Source organism: Citrifermentans bemidjiense Bem (assembly GCF_000020725.1).
Taxonomy (GTDB): domain Bacteria; phylum Desulfobacterota; class Desulfuromonadia; order Geobacterales; family Geobacteraceae; genus Geomonas; species Geomonas bemidjiensis.
The window spans coordinates 705,251-725,058 of the sequence record NC_011146.1; the positions used below are offsets into that span (position 1 = coordinate 705,251).

The 19,808-nt window shown below is 62.3% G+C and carries 19 protein-coding genes; 5 read left to right on the forward strand and 14 right to left on the reverse strand.

The genetic code is table 11. The features are described from left to right. Positions 1 to 81 precede the first annotated feature (81 nt). From gspN to gspC, 13 genes are all read right to left on the reverse strand, one after another. Positions 82 to 918, reverse strand: coding sequence for a type II secretion system protein GspN (gene gspN / locus GBEM_RS02900; protein WP_012529020.1), 837 nt, complete (start codon positions 916 to 918; stop codon positions 82 to 84). After that, positions 915 to 1,460: a hypothetical protein gene (locus GBEM_RS02905; RefSeq protein WP_012529021.1), complete on the reverse strand. Its 546-nt coding sequence runs from the start codon at positions 1,458 to 1,460 to the stop codon at positions 915 to 917. The genes gspN and GBEM_RS02905 overlap by 4 nt, the downstream gene beginning before the upstream one ends. Further along, positions 1,457 to 2,743, reverse strand: a complete 1,287-nt coding sequence (gene gspL, locus GBEM_RS02910; protein WP_012529022.1) for a type II secretion system protein GspL — start codon at positions 2,741 to 2,743, stop codon at positions 1,457 to 1,459. The genes GBEM_RS02905 and gspL overlap by 4 nt, the downstream gene beginning before the upstream one ends. Then, positions 2,743 to 3,684 (reverse strand): type II secretion system minor pseudopilin GspK, encoded by a 942-nt coding sequence (gene gspK, locus GBEM_RS02915; RefSeq protein ID WP_012529023.1) that lies wholly within the window; start codon positions 3,682 to 3,684, stop codon positions 2,743 to 2,745. The genes gspL and gspK overlap by 1 nt, the downstream gene beginning before the upstream one ends. Next, a complete protein-coding gene (locus tag GBEM_RS02920; protein WP_041262573.1) occupies positions 3,681 to 4,286 on the reverse strand; it encodes a type II secretion system protein GspJ in 606 nt (201 codons plus the stop codon). The genes gspK and GBEM_RS02920 overlap by 4 nt, the downstream gene beginning before the upstream one ends. Further along, positions 4,276 to 4,620 (reverse strand): prepilin-type N-terminal cleavage/methylation domain-containing protein, encoded by a 345-nt coding sequence (locus GBEM_RS02925; protein WP_012529025.1) that lies wholly within the window; start codon positions 4,618 to 4,620, stop codon positions 4,276 to 4,278. Before GBEM_RS02925 ends, GBEM_RS02920 begins: the two co-directional genes overlap by 11 nt. Beyond that, entirely contained in the window at positions 4,617 to 5,147 is a 531-nt protein-coding gene (locus tag GBEM_RS02930) for a prepilin-type N-terminal cleavage/methylation domain-containing protein (RefSeq protein WP_012529026.1), read from the reverse strand. The genes GBEM_RS02925 and GBEM_RS02930 overlap by 4 nt, the downstream gene beginning before the upstream one ends. 82 nt (positions 5,148 to 5,229) lie before the next feature. Further along, entirely contained in the window at positions 5,230 to 5,673 is a 444-nt protein-coding gene (gene gspG / locus GBEM_RS02935) for a type II secretion system major pseudopilin GspG (RefSeq protein ID WP_012529027.1), read from the reverse strand. 57 nt (positions 5,674 to 5,730) lie between these two features. After that, positions 5,731 to 6,933 (reverse strand): type II secretion system inner membrane protein GspF, encoded by a 1,203-nt coding sequence (gene gspF / locus GBEM_RS02940; protein ID WP_012529028.1) that lies wholly within the window; start codon positions 6,931 to 6,933, stop codon positions 5,731 to 5,733. Then, positions 6,914 to 8,476, reverse strand: a complete 1,563-nt coding sequence (gene gspE / locus GBEM_RS02945) for a type II secretion system ATPase GspE (protein ID WP_012529029.1) — start codon at positions 8,474 to 8,476, stop codon at positions 6,914 to 6,916. The genes gspF and gspE overlap by 20 nt, the downstream gene beginning before the upstream one ends. Positions 8,477 to 8,542: 66 nt before the next feature. Next, the gene (gspD, locus tag GBEM_RS02950; protein ID WP_012529030.1) at positions 8,543 to 10,465 is read right to left on the reverse strand and encodes a type II secretion system secretin GspD; all 1,923 of its coding nucleotides are present in this window, start codon (positions 10,463 to 10,465) and stop codon (positions 8,543 to 8,545) included. A 51-nt stretch (positions 10,466 to 10,516) separates the two neighbouring features. After that, positions 10,517 to 10,885, reverse strand: a complete 369-nt coding sequence (locus GBEM_RS02955; protein ID WP_012529031.1) for a four helix bundle protein — start codon at positions 10,883 to 10,885, stop codon at positions 10,517 to 10,519. A gap of 100 nt (positions 10,886 to 10,985) precedes the next feature. Beyond that, positions 10,986 to 11,876 carry a type II secretion system protein GspC gene (gene gspC, locus GBEM_RS02960; protein WP_012529032.1) on the reverse strand — a complete coding sequence of 297 codons (891 nt, stop codon included), beginning with the start codon at positions 11,874 to 11,876 and terminating at the stop codon, positions 10,986 to 10,988. Between the two features lie 434 nt (positions 11,877 to 12,310). Here gspC and mqnB point away from each other — a divergent pair, with 434 nt between their 5' ends. From mqnB to GBEM_RS02980, 4 genes are all read left to right on the forward strand, one after another. Next, positions 12,311 to 13,042 (forward strand): futalosine hydrolase, encoded by a 732-nt coding sequence (gene mqnB / locus GBEM_RS02965; protein WP_012529033.1) that lies wholly within the window; start codon positions 12,311 to 12,313, stop codon positions 13,040 to 13,042. 189 nt (positions 13,043 to 13,231) lie between these two features. Continuing rightward, positions 13,232 to 14,098 (forward strand): 1,4-dihydroxy-6-naphthoate synthase, encoded by an 867-nt coding sequence (locus tag GBEM_RS02970; protein ID WP_012529034.1) that lies wholly within the window; start codon positions 13,232 to 13,234, stop codon positions 14,096 to 14,098. Between the two features lie 87 nt (positions 14,099 to 14,185). Continuing rightward, positions 14,186 to 16,369 carry a PAS domain S-box protein gene (locus GBEM_RS02975; RefSeq protein WP_012529035.1) on the forward strand — a complete coding sequence of 728 codons (2,184 nt, stop codon included), beginning with the start codon at positions 14,186 to 14,188 and terminating at the stop codon, positions 16,367 to 16,369. Between the two features lie 105 nt (positions 16,370 to 16,474). Continuing rightward, positions 16,475 to 16,939 carry a septal ring lytic transglycosylase RlpA family protein gene (locus GBEM_RS02980; protein WP_012529036.1) on the forward strand — a complete coding sequence of 155 codons (465 nt, stop codon included), beginning with the start codon at positions 16,475 to 16,477 and terminating at the stop codon, positions 16,937 to 16,939. Between the two features lie 114 nt (positions 16,940 to 17,053). Here the strand turns inward: GBEM_RS02980 and GBEM_RS02985 are convergent, their stop codons facing one another. Next, complete coding sequence (locus GBEM_RS02985; RefSeq protein ID WP_012529037.1) at positions 17,054 to 18,991, reverse strand: tetratricopeptide repeat protein; 1,938 nt, start codon at positions 18,989 to 18,991, stop codon at positions 17,054 to 17,056. Between the two features lie 373 nt (positions 18,992 to 19,364). Between GBEM_RS02985 and GBEM_RS02990 the strand changes: the two genes are divergently transcribed. Next, the gene (locus GBEM_RS02990; protein WP_012529038.1) at positions 19,365 to 19,808 is read left to right on the forward strand and encodes an Hsp20/alpha crystallin family protein; all 444 of its coding nucleotides are present in this window, start codon (positions 19,365 to 19,367) and stop codon (positions 19,806 to 19,808) included.

A 19,808-nucleotide genomic window follows, 5' to 3' on the forward strand; every position in this document is an offset into this window, starting at 1 on the left:
CACGCCGTATATTCGGACCCGCAAGGTAGAATGCGCGCAGTATGCTGTTAGCATTCGCGACGAATAATCTCCACTCCCGGTTCAGATGGAGGGGTGCGCCAGCGTGCCGCGGATCGGGATGCTGAAGGCACCGGGGGAGCTTTGGTACTTGGTGAGGAGCAGGAATACGAACTTCTGCCGCTCCAGGAACGCGGGCTTGGGCATCATCTCCATGGTGAGGTTGAGCGGCGACGTTCCCAGAGGGTTGGCTAGCTGCGTGTCGCCGGAGATCCGCACGTAGATGCCGTCGCCGTTCAGGGTGAAGCTCTTCACGGCCGCGCGCCCCTTGTCGATCTTGAGTGCGCCGCGCACCTCGCGGTAGGCCGCGTCGGGAAGCGGCATGGAACCCACCTTGAGGCCGGCGACCTCGGCGCCCTTCACCTCCAGCTGCATATCGCCTTGCCCGCCGTCTTTGCCGGGGGCGAGCTTCCCGGTGAGACGCAGTTCTCCCTTGATGCTCGCCTCGGCCACGTTCTTGAAGAAGGGGATCTCCTCCAGGCGAACGCCGCGGCACTTAAGGTCCCAGGCGGGGTTTTTCCCGAGGAATATCTCCCCATTAACTTCCCCCGCGCCGATGCCGCCGCTGCAGGCTACGGCCGCCTTGCCGGCTAAAAGCGGGAGCAGCTCAAGACGCACCTTCGCGTCGCGCAACTGCAAAAGCGCCCCCTTCTCCGAGCCTATTTCCAGGGTGCGGGCCGAGAACCCGATGGGAAGTATCTTGCCGAAGCCGGTGCAGCGCAGGGTGTACCCCGCGTTGCCGCAGATCCGCATGAGGAGCCCCTCCACCGAGCGGCTGGGGACGAAGAGGATGGTCAGGAATAGGAAACAGGCGACAGCTGCAGGGATGCCGCAGGCAAGGTAAAGGGTGCGTCTTTTCATTTGCTTCCCGCAGGTGCCGGCTTGATGAGTGCGATGGTGAGCGCCAGGTCGAGCTTGGAGGGGTCGTCGAAGCGCTGCTTGATCGAGGCCTTCTTGACCGTCACCGGGCGCGCCCCCTTCTCCAGGCGGTAGATAAGGTTCACCGCCTCGTTGGCCGTGAGCCCCTCCATGCGCAGTTCGGCGGCGTCCTCGACGTAGCCGGGGATCTCCTCCCCCTTCACCGGTTTGATCTGGCTGGCGCGTCCCTTGATGCCGATCTCTTCCACGATCTTCGCCGGGGAGTCGTCGGCCCTGGTGGCCATGAGGCGGTTGGCGAGGCGCTGGGCGCCGGCGCTGGCGCTCTGGTAGCGGAGCTTCAGCTGCATCATCTCGGCGATGTCGGCCTCGCGCGCGGCGCGCTTTCGCGCAAGCTTCGAGATGTTGCCGTTGATGACGGTGACGGCGACGATGACCGCCAGCACCACGGCGACGGCTATGCCCAGTCGTTGCCTGCTGCGGCTGTCCAGCCCCTGCAGGGCACTTACGATATCTTCCCTGCTCATCTGGTCACCCCCTTCATGGTCCCGCTCAGCGTGAAGGTAACGCTGCCGTCGGGGCGCGACTTGGTTTCGCTCACCTCGGCCTGGTTCAAAAGGGGCGCGGTGCGGGTCTTGAAGTCGTTGGCGGCCTGGAAGCTCTTGGCGTCCCCCTTGAGGCGCACCTCGGTTCCGGTCACCTCGGCCTCGTAGATCCCCCCCACGTCGTCGCCCTTGGCCAGTGCCACATCCTTCAAAAGCTGCAGCACGTTGCTGGAGGTCTTGGCCCCTTCCAGCCGCTTGATCTCGGACCGGATCTCGGACACCTCGTCGACCGCCTTCTTCCTGGTCGGGAAGATCTCCTTGTAGATCGCGGTTATCGAGCGGTCGAGCGAGGCGAGGTCCTTTCTCACCAGGTAGTAGCGCACCCCGCTCTCGGCGATGATGAGGAGCACCAGGGCCGCCGCGAGCATCATGGTCAGCCGCAGGCGCTGGTACAGTTTTTCGCTTCCCGCCGTGTAGGCGAGAGCCCCGCGGCGCAAGTTGATAGCGGAACCGTCAGCCGCCGCGACAGCGACGGCATAGGCGCCGGCCAGGTCGTGCGCCGCATGGTTGTCGTCACCGAAAGCCTCGAAGAGCCCCGGGACAGCGGAGAGCCCTCCACCCCCCTGGGTGTCTGCCGCATGCGAGATGACCTTGTCCACCTTGACGTTGCGGCCCATTTCCACGGCAGCCACGGTCCTGGCGATTTCGGACTCGCCGCAGTTCGCCGGCAGCGCCCGGAAGAAGATGGCAGCGCCGTCTTTATAAGCTGCGAAGGCGTCGCCGTCGCTTACCGCTACGGTGCCATGCTCTGGCGCCAGCCGGTTCCAGTGGAACAGCGAAGCCGTCACCATCTCCGGCTCCAGCCCGGCATCCTTCAGGGTTTCGATCATCCCGGAAAGCTCGCCCGCGTGCCCCCAGATGGCGAGCACCTTACCCTCGGCTAGCGGCAGCGCGTCGAAGACCAGGTCTTCGGTATCGAGGGCGGTCTCCCCCTTCAACTCCAGGGGGAGGAGGTCCCGAACCTTGGAGCGGTCCGTTATGGGGAGCTCGAGCTCCCGCATGAACAGCTGGGACGGGGGGACGGCAAGGATCACCCTGTGCTCACCCGCGGCCATGTTGCTGGTCTTCAGGATGCGGGAAAGCTCCCCTTCCTCCCCCGACAGGGCATGGCGCTCGGCGGAGAGGAAGTTCACCCCCCCCTTGCGGGCCTTGAAGGAGGCCAGGACCAGCTCGGTCCTTTTAAGCTGCACGATCAGCATATCCATCAATACTCTCTCCAATAAAGAACTGCTGGTGTCGCACTACCACTGGTGCGGACCACGGCCTCGGCCACGGCCACGCTTTCGCCCACTTTTCCTTCGGAGCGGATCCGGTACACGCTGCCGCCGAAGGTGATTTTGTCCGAGAACTTGGGGAGCATCGAGTCCATTCCGGGTATCGAATTGAAATCCGCCATTCCCTTGATCGGCCTGGTCTTGCGGAAGTCGAGGATCCTTTGCACCAGGTCGTCGCTCATCCTTTCGTCCAGAGCCGCCAGCACCTCTTTGGGCGCCGTATTGACGTTTATCAGAGTGGCCGGCTCCAACTCGTTGCTGTTGCCGTACACGGTCACCAGCGATTTAAGGGTCGTCAGCGTCTCCGGGGTGAAACCCTTTACCAGCGCGAGCTCGTCCACCGTTTCCAGTCTCTTGTTCTTGGCTGCGTAGGGGAGCTTCAGGGTTCCGTAGTAGTTGCTCTCGGCCCCTCCGGGGAGCGGATTATCGTTTTCGTCCACCCAGTCCATAAGCGAGTCGGCGAGGTCGGTGCTGAGCTTCAGCCTGGTGAGGAGGCGGAGCAGCATCGGAGTGTAATAGGGGGCCGCAGTGCCGTTGGCCGAGGTCGCCGTGTTGATGTTGAGCTTCCCGGTCTCCTCTTCGATGGTGATGGTCACCGTGCCGTCATCCGCCTGGAAAGACTGCGGCTTCGCCCACGGCTCCAGAAGGGAGCTGTACGGCTCGTTCAGCCTCATCGCGCTGGAGAGCTGCAGCAGCTTGATCCCCCCGGCTACCCCCGACTCCGCCAGTATCCCCGCCTGCTGCGAGGCGACGAAGTTGTGGCTATGCGAGGTGTCGACGTAGACCTCGTTCACGAACTCCACCAGGAGCGCCACGAGCAGGGCCGTGACGATCAGGGTTATCACCAGGGCGAATCCCTTTTCCCCCCTCATCGCGTGAGCCTCTGCGAGGCGATGGTGCTGAACTCCTCGCCTCCCTTTAGCGTGAGGGTGATTCTCACCTGTTTGGGGAGTCCCCCGTTCAGGGCGGTATCCCAGCTCTTCACCCATTTGTTCCCGTCCCAGCACTCGACCAGGAAGCCTTCGATCTCGTCCACCACCGGGTAGGGGACGGACTTCACCTTCACGTCGAGGTAGGGATCGCGCGCTTCGCGCTGCAGCGAAAGCGTCTGCTGTTCATTCTTTTCCTGCACCGAGTAGCGCACCGCCACGATGTCGGAAGCGGGCGCCGGGTCGATCCGGGGGGGGGCGATGGCGGTGAACTGCAAAAGCGAGGCGGGCTTGCCGAAGCTGTCCCGGTCCTCGACCACGAAGTGCAGCCTCGCGTTTTTGGTGTTGAAGAAGCAGGAAGAGAGTTCGTCGTGCAGCTTGCCCAGCGTCGTCGAGAGCTCGCGGCGCTGCTCCATCCGCCTCCCCCCCTTCTCCCGCGCGGCCACCACCGAAAAATAGGTGCCGTACAGGGCGCCGGCGAGGATCACCAAAAGCGCCAGCGCGATCAGGAGCTCGATGAGGGTGAAACCCCTGTTATTGTGCATTTTGCGGTGCGTATTGCACAAGCGTGAGCCTCTTGGCGTCGTCGTTCCAGGTCACGGTGAGGCGGATCTGGTTCAGTCCCGGGATCTCGGTCTTGGTGATCTCGCGCACCCACTTGTGCCCGGGATGGTTCGGTGCGAAGTCACCCTTGTTGTCGGCAAGCTTCCCGAACTCGGGGTCCTCGAGCTTCGCGCGCCCCAAAAGGACGGCGGTCGTCTCCTCCGCGTCGCTCCCTACCAGGGACAGGTGGTGGTTGAGCGAGGTGATCACGGTGAGGAGCACCCCGGCCGTGATGGCGAGCGCGATCATCACCTCCAGAAGGGTGAACCCTTTCATGAATCAACCTCCTGACGCCCTTCGAGCACCTTCACCTTCCCGCCGGAAGGGTACGCGATGACGGTGAATTCCTTCTCCCCCCCTTTGAGGTGGATGGTCATGCCGTCGCCGATTCCCCCGGGGCCGAACGGGACCGTCACTTCACCCTCGGTGACGAGCCCCAGCGACGGGACGTTCACATCCTCGATGTCGATCCCCTCTTCGATCAGCCGCCGGTTCATGAACTGGTCCCCGGGCTGCAGCTCTTCCCCCGAGGGGGAGAGCTGGGTGATGCGGGTGCTGTTGTCGTTGAGGTTCAGGTGCAGGCGGTAGACCTTCTTGGTGACGATGGCCTGGTCGTTCAGGAACCTGATGCCGCTCCCCAGGTTGCGCGCCGAGTTTTTCAGCTTGGTCGCCTCGGTGTCGGGCAGGCGCGGGAAAACGATTCCCGCGGCGAGCGTGACGATGAAGATCACCACCAGGAGTTCCAGAAGCGTGAAGCCGGCAGTACAGCGGCTTGGAATTTTATCCGTACTCTTATCCGCCAAAGACCCGATGCTCCCGTCTATCCTCCCTCTCCCCTTGGGAGAGGGTCGGGGTGAGGGCGTTGCCATACCGTTGTCGCCGCCTCTACTTCATATTCCAGCTCTGGATGTCGGCGTTGTTCCCTTCGCCGCCGCGCGCGCCGTCGGCGCCGAAGGAGGAGAGGTCGTAGTCGCCGTGCTCGCCGGGGGAGAGGTAGACGTAGTCGCCGCCCCAGGGATCCTTGGGAACGTTCTTGTTCTCCAGGTACCCTTCCGCTTTGTAGTTGTTGGGGATCTTCCCGGTCGTCGGCTTAGTCACCAGCGCCTGCAGCCCCTGCTCCGTTGTGGGGTAGCTGCCGCTGTCGAGCTTGTATAGCTTGAGCGCCGTCTCGATGTTGCGGATCTGCACCTTCGCGTCGGCGATCTTTGCGTCGTCGCTGCGGCCGATGATCTTCGGCCCGACCATGACGGCCAGGATGCTCAGGATGACGATGACCACCATCAGTTCGATCAGTGTGAAGCCGCGGCTGTCTTTCAGTGTCTTGAACATTGCAAAACCTCCAATATCAGAAAGTCGGATTGTATTTAAGCGATGGTATCCCGTTGCTCATTTGACCAGCTGATTGAGCTGCATGATGGGGAGCAGCACCGCTATGACCATGAAGCCTATGGTGAGCCCCATTCCCAATATGAGGAGCGGCTCCAGCATCGCCATGGACCTGGTCACGGTGGCGTTGAATTCCTTCTGGAAGGCGTCGCCGGCCTTAATCAGCATCCCGTCCAGCTCGCCGCTCTTCTCTCCCACCGCGGTCATGTGGGTCAAAAGCGGCGGGAAGAGCGGACTCGCCTTGAGCGACGCCGAGAGGCTCCCCCCCTGCATCAGGCTCTCCCTGGCCTCGGCCAGAAACGCCTTGTACTCCCGGTTCACCACCGCCTCGCCGGTTATGTCCATCGCCTTGATGATGGGGACCCCGCTTTGCAGCAACAGCCCCAGCACCTTGGCGAAACGCGACAGCACCAGGCGCTGCCAGAGCTGCCCCGCCACGGGGAGCTTCAAAATCAGGCGGTCGCGCTTTCGCACCAGTTCCTCGCTCTTGATCAGCCGCTTGTACCCGGTCCAGAGTGCGAACGCCGCGGCCAAAAGGAGCCACCACCCCTTCCTCACCAGGGCGCTCGCCTTGATGAGGATGATGGTCACCATGGGAAGGGTCGCCTTGTTGGTCTCGAAGACGGCGGATATCTTGGGGACAACGAACCCCAGGAGCACCAGCATGACCGCCGTCCCCACCACCACCATGATGGCGGGGTAGATGAGCGCGGTGATGACCCGGCTCCTCACTTCGGCCTGATCCTCCTGGAACTCGGCCAGCCGCTCCAGCACCACTTCCAGCGCGCCGCTTGCCTCGCCGGCCGCGACCATGCCGATGTAGCTCTCGGAGAAAACGGCTGGCTCGGCGGCCATCGATTGCGCCAGCCCCTGCCCCTCGGCAAGCCGGTCCCGCACTCGCCCTAATACCTTTTTCAGTTCGCCCGGCGCTTCCTGCTCCCAAAGCGTCGCCACCGCCTCGTAAACCGGGACGGCGCTACCAAGTAGGGTCGCCAGCCTTCGGGTTGCGAGCGAGAGGTCGGGAACGCTGACGCCGGAGCTGAAGAGCTTCCGCTTCCCACCTTCGACGGCGGGGGCGATCTCCTTGGCGTAGAGCCCCTTCTGCTTCAGTTGCAGCCGCGCCTCGGTTTCGCCGGCCGCATCCACGGTCCCGGAGACCTCGGTCCCTTTCTGGTTGAAGGCGCTATAGCGAAAGGTCGGCATAGTCGTCCTGAGTCACCCTCAGGACCTCCTCGATGGTGGTGATCCCCTGGGCTGCCTTGGCGAGGCCGTCCTCGCGCAGGGTGCGCATCCCCTTGGAGACGGCGTATTCCTTGATGGCGCCGGAGGAGGCCTGCCGGATGATCATGGAGCAGAGTTCGGCGTCGATGGGGAGAAGTTCGTAGATGCCGACCCGCCCGATGGTCCCAAGGTTGAAGCACTTCTCGCAGCCGCGGCCGCGGTACAGAAGCGGCGGGAGTTCGACGCCGGGGTAGCTTCTGTCCGGGACATAGGATTCCTTGCAGTGCGGGCAGATGACGCGGACCAGCCGCTGCGCGAGTACCGCGGAGAGCGAAGAGGCGACCATGAACGGCTCGATCCCCATGTCGATCAGGCGGGTCACCGCGGTGGCGGCGTCGTTTGTGTGCAGCGTCGAGAGGACCAGGTGGCCGGTGAGCGAGGCCTGCATGGCGATCTCGGCGGTCTCGGCGTCGCGGATCTCGCCGATCATGACGATGTCCGGGTCCTGCCTGAGGATGGAGCGAAGCCCCGCGGCGAAGGTGAGTTCGATCTTCGGGTTGACTTGGATCTGCCCCACACCCTTCAACTGGTACTCGATCGGGTCCTCGACGGTGATGATGTTCTTCTCCGGCGAGTTGATCTGGGAGAGGGCCGCGTAGAGCGTTGTGGTCTTGCCGCTGCCGGTAGGTCCCGTCACCAGGATGATGCCGCTGGTTCTCGACAAGAGCCGGTCCATCAGCCGGTCGTTGCCGTCGGAGAGGCCGATCTCTTTGAGTGAGAGGACGCCGCGCTGCTTGTCCAAAAGCCTCAATACCACGCGCTCCCCGAAGAAGGTGGGGATGAGCGAGACGCGTATGTCGACGTCGCGCCCGGCCACCTTGACCCTGATGCGCCCGTCCTGCGGCAGCCTCTTCTCGGCGATGTTGAGCCCGGACATGATCTTGACGCGGGAGGTGAGCGCCTCCTGGATCACCTTGGGGGGGGAGAGCATCTTGTACAAAAGGCCGTCGATCCGGAAGCGGACCTCGAGCTCGCGCTCGAAGGGCTCGATGTGGATGTCGCTCGCGCGCTCCTTAACCGCCTGGAACAGGATCGAGTTCAGAAGCCGGATCACCGGCGCCTCGTCGGTCAGCTCCATCAGGTCGCGCGGTTCGTTGAAGGTGGTGGCGAGGGTGGAGAGCTCTTCCCCTTCGAGTTCCTCGACCACCTCCTGGGCGGAGCCGGAGAGGCGGGAGTAGAGGCGGTTCACCGCATCCAGAAGAGCCGGGCGCGGGACTGCGACCACGGAGACCGGCTGCGAGAAAAGCCCGGCCATCTCGTCCAGCGCCAGGAGGTTCGCCGGATCGGCGCTGGCGGCGACGATGGAGCCGTCCTCCTCGTGCAGCGGGAGCAGCAGGTTGTTGCGAGCGAAGTTGAGCGGGACCCGGTTCACCAGCGCCCCGTCTACCTTGGAGTCGTCGATCTCGGCCTGGTAGGGAAGGCCGAGCCGTGTCGCTATTTCTTCTATGTCTAAGCTTTCTGCCATGTTGGGCCTGTTCGCTTTTGGTTGGATGCTGCCGGTTGCGGTGGGAGGGTCAGCTCCGCACCGGTCTTAGGGCTTGTCCTCGGTCACCGACTTGGGCTTTTCCTTGAGGGCCTGCTCCAGGTTGATCGGCTCGCTGGTCTTCACCGCGTCGCTGAAGGCGTTTCTCTGGTTGACGGAAACCTCGGCCATGTCGCGCGCGTCCTTGATTATGCGCGGGGTGAGCATGATCAGCAGGTTGGTCTTGTCCCGGGTGGTCTTCTTGGTCTTGAAAAGCCATCCCAGGAGCGGGATGTCGCCCAGAAGCGGGATCTTGCTTTCCGTAACCTGGTCCGTGTCCTGAATCAGTCCGCCGATGATGACCGTGTCGGTGTTCTTCACCACCACGGAGGTCTTGGCCGAGCGCTTGGTGCTTCCGAGGTTGGGGTTGGTGGCGGTGCCGAAATCCTTCACCGCGGAGATTTCCTGGTAGATGTCGAGCTTTATGTACTCGCCCTCGCTGATCTGGGGCTTGATCTTCAGGATGATACCGGTGTCTTTCCTCTCGATCGACTGCTGCGAGAGGCCGGTGGAGGTGAGGTTGGTGCCGGAGAGGAAGGGGACGTTCTCGCCCACGAAGATCTCGGCTTCCTTATTGTCGCTGGTCATGATGTTGGGCGTGGACAGGACGTTCAGCGCGCCGTTACTCTGCAGCGCCTTGAGCGTTGCGGGGAACAAGGCCACGCCGGCGTCCGGTGGCGTGATGCCCAGCTGTCCGGCGAGGGTCAGGGTGCCGGTCAACCCGGCTACGGCACCGAAGGGATCGAAGGTTCCGACGGTAGAGAGCGTGCCGTTGGAAGCTCCGGTGACCACCCCCCATTGCAGGCCGAGTTCCTTCGCCTTGTTGGCGGAAACCTCGGCGATCATCGCCTGTACGAAGACCTGGCGGCTGCGGCGGTCCAGCTTCTGGATCACCTGCAAGAGGTTCTGGTAGTCGGTGGGGGAGGCCATGATGACCAGCGAGTTGGTCGACTTGTCGGGGGTGATGGTGATCTTCCCACCCTCGAAGATGGCCTGTTGCGGCGCCGTCGCGGCAGCGCCCGCAGCGGGCGCCGGCGTGGCCGCCGTACCTTTGAGGAGGCCATCCAGCACCTTGGCGACCTCGGCGGCCTCGGCGTTTTCCAGGTAGTAGACGTTGACCTTGCTGCTGGTGGTGGGGGGGACCACGTCGACCAGCGCGATCAGCTTCTTCACGTCCGTCTTGTCCTTGTCGCTGCCGAAGATGATCAGAGCGTTCAGCCTGTTGTCGGGCACTACGGTCGAGGATGCGGTGTTGGTGGCAGCCGCGCCGGGGGCTCCCCCTTTGGAGGACTTGCCGCTCATCCAGTCCTTGACCAGCGTCGCCACGCTCTCGGCGGCCGCGTTTTTGAGGAAAACGAGTTCGGCACCCTCGCGCACCTGATCCGTGTCGATGTGCTTGAGGATCCCCAGCACCTTCTGGATGTTGAATGCTGAGTCGACCACGAGGATCATGTTCGCCGCGCCGAAGGCGGAGATCTGGCCGTCCTTGGAGACCAGCGGCTGCAGGAAGGTCACCGCGTCCTGTGGGGCGACGTGCTCCAGCTGGATCACCCTGGCTTGGTAGCTGTCGTTCACGACGGAGCGTTCACCGTCGGAGAGGATCCTCATCCCCGACTGCCTGGCGCTGGACGTGGGGACTATCTTCAGCACCTTTCCCGCCGGTACCACGGTGAACCCCTTGAGTTCCAGGACCGAGGTGAAGACGTTGTACGCCTCCTCGTTGGAGAGCTTCGCCGGGGAGAACACCGAGATCTTTCCCTTCACCCTGTCGTCCATGATGAAGTTCTTCCCGGTCAGGTCGCTGACAAATTTCACCATAGTGGCGATATCCACGTCGGTGAAGTTCAGCACTACACCCTTGGCGAACACCAGGGGCGGTGCGGCGAGCAGGAACATGAGCATGGCTATGATGCGCGCACATCTTCTTTTCAAGAAAAACCCCCCACAAAGGCAGATAAAGGCAGATAAAGATAGAGATAAAGACTAATCGGAATGCATTTCCTTCAGTGCCAATACAATCTTGTTGATTTCCTGGTACAGCTGAGAAAGGCGGTCATCGAGTGAATCCGCTTCTTCGCTTTTAAGGTAACCGACCCTTTTGGAATATTCGAGGTGGCTTTGTGTTTCGGTTAAAGAGCCACGTGCATGATAATAAAAGTTGACCTTGTCAAGGAGATGCTTTCTACCATAAGCTTCGGCTATGTTGGCTGATATGCTCAAGGCCGACCGTCTAATCTGGGAAGTCAGTCCGTAATCTTCTTTCTTAGGAAGGTGTTCCGTGGCAGAGTAAACCTGCTCGGCCACCGCCATCGCGTGTTGCCAAACCGGCATATCCTTGAAGCTACGGTACATGGCATCCTCGGCGCTGATATTCTTGGCTTACCTCTTCCTCCCTGTCTTGCCTTGCCTTTCCTCAATCTTTATCTTTATCTTTATCTGTTTCACCTCTGCCTCACCTGATGTCGTAATTGAAAGTAGTCGGCTGCCCGTCGCGGATCAGGTCGAGTTTGATCCTGCTCTGCCCCTTGAGCGAGGCGAAGGACTGGATCGCCTTCTCAGGAGAATCGATCGGGAAGTCGTTCATCCTTAAAAGCACGTCGCCGTTTCTGATGCCGATGGTCCCGAAGATCCCCTGCGGCTTCACCTCGGAGGCGCGGAACCCCTCGACCTTACCGTCCTTCATGCTGGGCAAAAGGCGCGCGTCGGTCATGGCCTGCCCTATGTTGTCCAGCGCGGCGTTCAAGGCGCGCTGGTCCACGACGTAGTTGCCGGATCCGGTCGGCGCTGCCAGTCCGCCAGATGCGGCGGAGGGGAGGGCGGGTGCCGGTTGCGCCGCCGCTGCGGCTGCCGCGGTAGGCGTCAGGATCTTCACCCTCTTGCCGCCGATGAGGATCTCAGCCACGTCCTTTTTCACCGAAACGAGCGGGCCTGCGGAAAACACTGTCTCTCCCAGCCTGAACACCCGCTCCTCGTGGGTGGACCCCTTCTGCACCAGGGCAAAGCTTTCCCGGAAGGAGCCGACCGCCGTTCCCAGCAGGGTGAGGTCCCCGACCGACGGGGCGACGGGTGCTGCCGCCTGCCCCGGAGCCGCCGTCGGCTGCAGGATGGCGCTGAGCTTCCCTTGGGTCGCCTTGCCGAAGAGCGCGCGTTCCAGGATCGGCGCGAAAGCAAGCAGGTCCTGGACGTCTCCGGGGGCCTGGGCCGCAGCTTGCGCCTGTTTCTGGGCCGTCCTGGGATAAAGCCCGGAGATCTTGAAGCTGAGCAGGTCCGCGGCGATAAGTGCCGAGACCGCGATGAGCGCAAGGCCAAGCGATATGTTGAGGGGGAGAATCCAGCGCGGCATGAAAGACCCTTTGTCTGCTGAGTAGTTGAAGCTGTGCGAATATATTAGATGACTTTGAGTTATGCAACAAAAAAGGGGGCGCAATGGCGCCTCAGGATGCGTCGCGTGCGCCTTGCCGGCCCCTTCGGCACCGGACCGGAAGAAAGGTTAATTAATCTTCTGGAGTGCCCTTTCTAATCGGTGCGTCTGCAGTGTCAGCAAGAGCTGTGCCGCTGCGCCTGGAGCGGCTCCCGGTTCCATAACCTCTGCCTGTTGCGTCTTTTTTTCGAGAAGCGCTTCCATGAGCAGGTGTCAACTGTCGGAATTGGCCCATGAAGCCGCCTCCGTTTTTGACGCGAGACAGATCTTTGACGCCGCCGGCTCCGGTGGTTGCTGTCCGCTTCCCTGCTGTGCTACACTGCCCGAGCCCATCGAGCCGTCTCCGGAGAAAACGTATGAAGCCTGTCATCGTAACCGCATCGACCACGTTGGAACTCTCGGAGCTCATCGCCGGCACCTCCGCCATCGCCGTTACCGGCGTCGGCCACCTGCGGGTCTATCGCGCCAGCTATCGCGGAGTGGAGTTGGTCATCGCCGTAACCGGCATCGGCAAGGTGAACGCGGCGGCCGCGACCACGCTGTTGCTGGAGCGCTTCGGCGCAGAGCTGCTGATCAACACAGGGTGCGGGGGCGCGTTCCCCGGCTGCGGCCTCGGCGTAGGGGACCTGGCGATAGCTCAGAGCGAGACCCTCGCAGACGAGGGGGTGCAGACCCCTGACGGGTGGCGCGGCCTGGAGCTGATCGGCATCCCCGTATTCCAGGGGGATGGGAAGCGGATCTTCAACACCGTGCCGCTGGACCTGGACCTGGCCCGGGGGGCAGAGGCGCACGCCCGGGAGCTCGGCTATGCCGTTGCCGGCGGTCCCTTCCTCACCGTCTCCACCTGCAGCGGGAGCGCCCTCCAGGGACAGGAACTTTTGCGCCGCTTCCCGGGGGTTTGCGAGAACATGGAGGGAGGAGCCGTGGCGCAGGTGGCGCTTCCCTACGCGGTCCCGCTGCTCGAAGTGCGCGGCATCAGCAACTTGGTCGAGGACCGCGACCTCGCGCGCTGGGACCTGAAGCTCGCCGTCTCCCAGGCGCAGAAATTCCTCCTGGACTATCTGGAGCACCTGCCGCTATCTGTGTGACCACATTCGGCACGGCTTCTGGCCTCTCCGCATAGTCAAACCCCAGTTGCCACCGTATGACTTGATGTAAACCACCGCAGAAAAAATGCAACCTCCTCTTGCACTCCCGCCATAGAAACAGTATATTAAAAAGTTCAGATTCATCCCATAGTCAGACCTGTGACAGAGAATAGATGGAGCAATGCCAGAATGAACACTGTTGATACCAAGCAGATAGAGAAAAAATCGTCTCCGATACTGTCGCTGGGATTCTCTCCCTGTCCCAACGATACCTTCATCTTCGACGCGCTGGTTCACGGGAGGGTGGAATGCGGCTACGCCTTTAAAGAGCGGCTGGAGGACGTGGAGACACTGAACCGGATGGCGCTCTCGGCAACCCTGGACGTCTCCAAGGTTTCCTACCACCTGCTCGGCCACATCCTGGGCGACTACCTGCTCCTGAGAAGCGGCGGGGCGCTGGGGCGCGGCTGCGGACCCCTGCTGGTGGCGCGCGAAAAGCTCGATGCGGCAAGCCTCGCCGGCAAGAGGATCGCCCTCCCCGGGCGCTACACCACCGCGGCGCTGCTCTTGAGGCTCTTCAACCCGTCCCTCTCCGACTTCGTCTACCTCCCCTTCGATAAGATCATGGCGGCGGTAGCCGACGGCTCGGTGGCCGCCGGCGTCATCATTCACGAGTCCCGTTTCACCTACCAGGGGCATGGTCTGCAGAAGATCCTGGACCTGGGGCAGTGGTGGGAAGAGGAGACCGGGCACCCCATCCCTTTGGGAGGCATCGCGGCCCGGCGCGACCTGGGGAGGGAGACCCTCCTGGCGCTGGAGCAGGCGATCGCTGCGAGCGTCGAGCGCGCCTTCAAGTACCCGGCGGAAGCGCGACCCTATATCAGGGCCCACTCGCAGGAGATGAGCGACGAGGTCTGCGACGCCCATATCGGGCTCTACGTGAACGATTTTTCCCGGGGGCTGGGGAGCGAGGGAGAGGCCGCCGTACGGCTTTTGCTAGGGCGCGCCGAGGCGGCGGGGATCATCCCCCCCTTGCGGGAGCCGCTGCTGATCTGATCCCTGTGGGAGGGAATGGCTAAAGTTATCCTTTCCCGCTGTCGATACGTGGAAGCGGCAGTGCTGGCTGCCTGGAGGTCGGTTCGGATGTTAAAGACGTTGAAATTGAAGAAGGGGCATGCGCTGTTGGCGGCCGGTCTCTCCCTGCTGTTCTGGCTCGGGGACACATTTGTCGACGCCTATGTGTTCGGGAGGAGGTCGTTCGTCGACCAGCTACTGGCCCCCGAGCCGTTCGAGATATCCATGCGCATTTTCTACGCCACCCTGGCCGGTATCTTCTTCACCGGACTTTTCCAGCTCTGGGAAAAGGGGCGCAAGGTGGAAACGGCCCTGCGGCATTCCGACGATCTCTCCAAGATCTTCTTCGGCTCCTCCCGCGACGCCATCTGCGTGATCAAGACCGACACCCTCTCCGTCTCCGACGCCAACAGCGTTTTCGTGCAGAAATACGCGCTGAAGGACGCGCAGTCCGCCGGAAGCTTCCCCGAACTCCTTGCCCGCAACGGTCTCACGGACCAGGTGCTGGGGCAGCTCGCGGCCTGCGCCGGGGGCGCCGCCCCGGTCAGCTTCGAGATCAACTACCGCGGGGCAGATGGCGGCACCTGTTACGAGGAGGTCTCCATTCACCCGGTGGGCGAAATGCAGCAGGATGTGGAGACGGTGCTCTACGTGGCTAGGGACATCACGGTGCGCAGGCGCTCGCAGGAGATGCTGGTGGCCTCGGAGGCGAGGTACCGCGCCATCTTCGAGAACACCGGGACCGCGATGGCCATCATAGAGCCGGGAGGGATGCTGCAGACGGTGAACCGCGGCTTCGAGGCGGCCAGCGGGTACAGCCGCAGCGAGATCGAAGGGAAAAAGGTCTGGACCGATTTCGTCAAAAGCCCGGAGGGAGGCGTGCTCGACCGTGGAGCGGGCGCACAACGCCGCACCTTCGAGGCGCTGCTGGAGGATAAAACCGGCACGCAGCGCAGCATGGCCGGTAACTGGGCGCCCGTCGACGGGACCGAACAGGCTGTGCTGTCGCTGCTCGACATCAGTGCGAACAAGGAGGCGGAGGAGGAGCTCAGGAAGAGCCGGGCCACCCTCGCCGTCGCCCAGCGCATCGCCCGGCTCGGTAACTGGGACTGGGACCTCTGCACCAACTCGCTCAACTGGTCCGAGGAGATGTACCGCATTTTCGGGCTCGACCCGGCAGGATTCACCCCCACCTATGACTGGTTCCTGCAGGTGGTGCACCCGCAGGACCTGGAGCGCGTGGTTCGTTCGACGAACGACGCGATCTACAACAGCAAGCCCTACCAGATCGACTACCGTATCTTGCTCCCAAGCGGCGCCGCGCGAACCATCTCGGCCAGCGCCGAGGTGACCTACGACGCCCAGGGGAACCCGCTGCACATGGTGGGTACCAACCAGGACATCACTTGGCGCATCGAAGCGGAAGAGGCGCTCAGGAGCTCTGAGGAGAAGTTCTCCAAGGCTTTCCACGCAAGCCCCGACTCCATCGTCATCACCCGCGCCGCGGACGGAACCTACATCGACGTCAACGAGGCGTTCCAGGTGATCACCGGGTACTCGCGAGACGAGGTGATCGGCAAGAGTTCCACCGAGGTCGGGCTTTGGGCAGACCCCGATGCGCGCATGGTGATGCTGAAGCTTTTGAACCAGCACGAGCACGTACGCAACCTGGATGTCCGCTTCCGGGTGAAATCGGGGGAAGTCCGGGAGATGATCTGGTCTGCGGACGTCATCGAGTACGACGGGGAAGCCTGCCTGATCGCCATATCCCGCGACGTGACGGACCAGAGGCAGATGGAGAAGGAGCTTCTGGAGAGCGACGCCCGCCTCTACATGAAGCACGAGGAGCTGAAGAACGTCTTTCACCAGATGGAGGTGATCCGCCGCGAGTGGGAGGAGATCATGGACTGCATCAGCGACATGTTCATCCTCGCCGACCAGTTCGGCAAGATCCGCAGGTTCAATCGCGCCGTGGAGACCTTCACCGGCAAGGCGCACCGCGACATCGTGGGGAGGGACTGCGAAGCGTTCCTTAAAGAGCACGGCCTGGGGGCGCACCTTGCATCGCCGGACCTGGAGTTGCTGCACAAGGAAACGGGCAAATGGTTCGTGGTGAAGCGCCATGCCTTCCCGAACGCCGAAGTCGACGGCTCGTCGCGGGAGGTGGTTATCATTAACGAGACCACCAGCATACGGCGCAGGACGGGCCATGAGGCGCCACAAGCGGCAACAGAGGTTTCCGCTGCTAATTAGAAACCATCGGCAACTCGGCAGGTTAGGGCGCTGCGGGCTCCTGAAAGCTTGACTTAAGGCCGAGAGCGTGCTATACGGGAGCCTCGCCCAACAAAGGAGGTGCGCATGGCATCACCCGAGCAGAGCGGCAGGATGGTACGCATTTGCGCGTTCGTCTTGATGCTCTTCCCGATCCACACGCTTCCCCTGCTGGCTGCAGAACAAGTAGAAAAAACCGCTGTAGAGGCATCTGTTGGAAAAGTAGAACCGCAACAAAAATCGGTGGTGAACAAACTGGTAGGCATAGCGTCGTACTATGCCAGCAAGTTCCACGGGAGACGGACCACGTCCGGGGAAAGGTATCATCCTGAAAAGATGACCGCCGCCCATCACAGCCTCCCGCTGGGGACCAGGGTTCGGGTCAGGAACCTCGCCAACGATAAGGAAGTCACGGTTGTGATCAACGACCGCTGCCGCAAAAAAAGCGTACCGTTCATCGATCTGTCACGCGCTGCGGCAAGGAAACTGGGTTTTCTCGGTTCGGGGGTGACCAAGGTGGCCATCATCCCGCTCCCCGCGGAAGAGTCCTAGTAAAAATTCATACATCTGGGCGAACAGACGGAAAAGGCCGGGGCATAGTTCCCCGGCCTTTTCTCGTTCGTGCGTATGATTCCGCCAATGAAAAGTAGCCTGTCCCCCTTTTATTTAATCTTCCTTGCTCTTTTTCTTGGACTTTTTCTTTTTGGATTTCTTGGCGGGCTTGTCGTCGCTGTCCTTCTTGGATTTCTTCGCTTCCTTCCCTTTTTTACCCTTCTTCCCTTTCTTGGCCTTGCTCCCGTTGGAGGACTTGTGCTTGCGGTAGCTCCTGGGCTCGGGGTTGAACTCGTCCTTGATGTTGCTCAAAAGGACCTGGGCTTCTTCCAGTTCGGGGTCCGCCTTCCTCGCCGCTTCGAGCGACTCCTTTGCCTCGGCGATGTGGCCGTCCTTCATCTGGACCCGTCCCATGGCGTTCAGGGCCTTGGCGTGGTCGGGCTTCAGGGTCACCGCTTCCTTGTATTGGGCGGTGGCCGCGTCGTAATCCTTCTGGAATTCGTAGACCAGGCCTAGCTTGTAGTGCGCGTTCGGGTCGCTGGGTGAGAGATCCACTCCGTCCTTCAGGAGCTTGGCCAGGGCATCGTAGTTCTTGTTCTTGACGTAGATGGCGGTGAGGGCGGTGCGGACTTCCTGGTCGTCCTTTTTCAGCCTGAGCACTTCCTGGTATTCGGCGGCCGCCTCGTCGATCATGTTTCTTTTTCTCTGCAGGTTGGCGAGCTCGCGGTGGGCGTCCACCGACTCGCCGTCCAGCTTGATGGCTGCATGGTAGGCCTCGGCCGCGGCGTCAAGCTCTTTGCTGTTGACGTAGGCGCGCGCAAGCTTCAGCCGCAGCGCCGGGTCGGCGGGGTTTGTCTTGATGAGCGCCTGGTACTGTTCGAGGGCCTGGTTGAAGCTGCCGCGCAGCGTGTAGATGTCGGCCAGGCGCTGCCGCGCCTGCTGGTTGTCGGGGCTCGATGCCAGTACCTGGCGGTACTCGACCACCGCCTCGTCCAAGAGCGCCTTGCGCTCATAGATCCCGGCCAGGTTGAAATGGAGCTCGGGGTTCTCCGCCTTGTTTCTCAGCGCGTCGCGGTAGTACGACATCGCTTCATCCTCGCGTCCCACCGCGAGCAGGGTGTCGCCCAGGCGCTGCTGGGCCACCGCGTCGTCGGGCTCATCGGCCAGCCGCAGCCGGTACTCGCTGATGGCCATCTCGTATTCTTTGGCCAGGCGGTGCTTTTCAGCCAGCGCCATGTGGTCGACCTTGGGAAGTTCCTTCGGCTTCGAGCCGATGCCGGCGAGCCCCCGCTCGTAGTCGGCGCTCTTCGCGTCACCCTTGCGGGCGTATGCCTCGGCTAAGAGCCGGTGTGTCTCCTTGTTGGCCGGCTGGGCGATCGCCGCGAGCTTCAACTCGCTGACCGCCTTGTCGGCCTCGCCACGCTCCAAGAGAAGGGCGCCAAGGCCAAAGCGGGCCTGCGCGTTGTCGGGCTGCAAGACCAGGGCCCTGCGGTAGGCGTCCTCGGCCTTCTGCTTCTGCCCCGCAGCGTTGTAGGATGCAGCGATGCCCGTGTAAAGCGCCGCGTCGTCGGGGAAGGCGGCAATCGCCTCGTTGTAGTGGAAGATGGCGAGCAGGTGCATCTGCTTGTCCGCCATGACCCGGGCAAGCCCTGCGTGGTAGCGGGGGTCGCCGGCCTTAAGCCCCGCGGCAAGCTCCACGGCAGCTTCCTCGCCGGCTCCCTTCTGCAGGTGCAAAAGGCCCAGGTTCCCGCTGGCGGGATAGAATTCGGGGTCGAGGGAGAGGGTCTCGCGGTACTCGCTTATGGCGGCGTCGACATTGCCGCTTCTCTCGAAGGTGAGCCCCTTCAGGTAGTGTCCGGCAGGCCCGGTCGGGCAGAGTTCCGCCACCCGTTTCTCGGCTTCCTTCCTCTTCTGCTCGCCCGCTTGCGGGGAGAGCTCCATGATGATGCGCTTGGCGTCGCGGCAGGCGTTGCCCGAAGGAAACGGCCAGTTGAACCCGGTGGAGAACAGGGTCACCGCAAGAAGCGAGGATAGCGCTGCATATCTTTTCATGTATGGCCCTTTTGTTTTCGATGTTGTGGGAAGGCACCGGGAAGCTGGCGCCGACGTATTCCCGGCGAGCGGTGCCGGGCGCTGCGGGGACAGAGGGGGTCCCGTGAAGTTGGCGGATTATACACATCAGCACTATTAAATTCAATTGCAAATCGCCAATCATTAACGATGACGGAGCTTTGCGTCTGGAAACCCTTGCAAACAGTGGGGGGGTGTTAGGTTAGGGCGGATTACCTTGACTTTCATGATAAAGATGGTTAAATCTTCTGCACCCGGTCAGCCGTGGCCACCACGGGGGCCGGCCTTTTTGTATGTACTAAAGGCCCGGAGAACGTCCTGCCACCAGGGGCGTCCGGCCGCCTTGAGGGGCGTAATGGCGGTGATTCCCAAAGAACCGTTGGAGTGGCTGGGGCTGTTCCGCCAGCAGATGGACGAGATCTTCCGTTATCTCTCCACGCTGGAAGGGCGGGAAGGGTTCGGCGAGAAGGAGCACTCCCCCCTGGTGGATATCTATGAGACGGACAGTTCCTTCGTGGTCGAGGCGGAACTTCCCGGCTGCGACGTGCAGGACATCTCCCTGAGTATCTGCTGCTCCACCTTGGTCGTGGAAGGCTCCACCCGCGAGGGCGCGCTTTCCGGCGTCAACTACAGCTGCCTTGAGCGCTCTGCCGGCCGCTTCTGCCGGGCCATCGAACTCCCGCCGGGAGCCGATCTGGAGCGGGTCTCGGCACGCTACCGGCGGGGGCTGCTCACCGTGGTCATCCCGTGGTGCAAAGGGGAAAAGCCGCATATCCGGGAGATTCAGATAGAAGAGTAA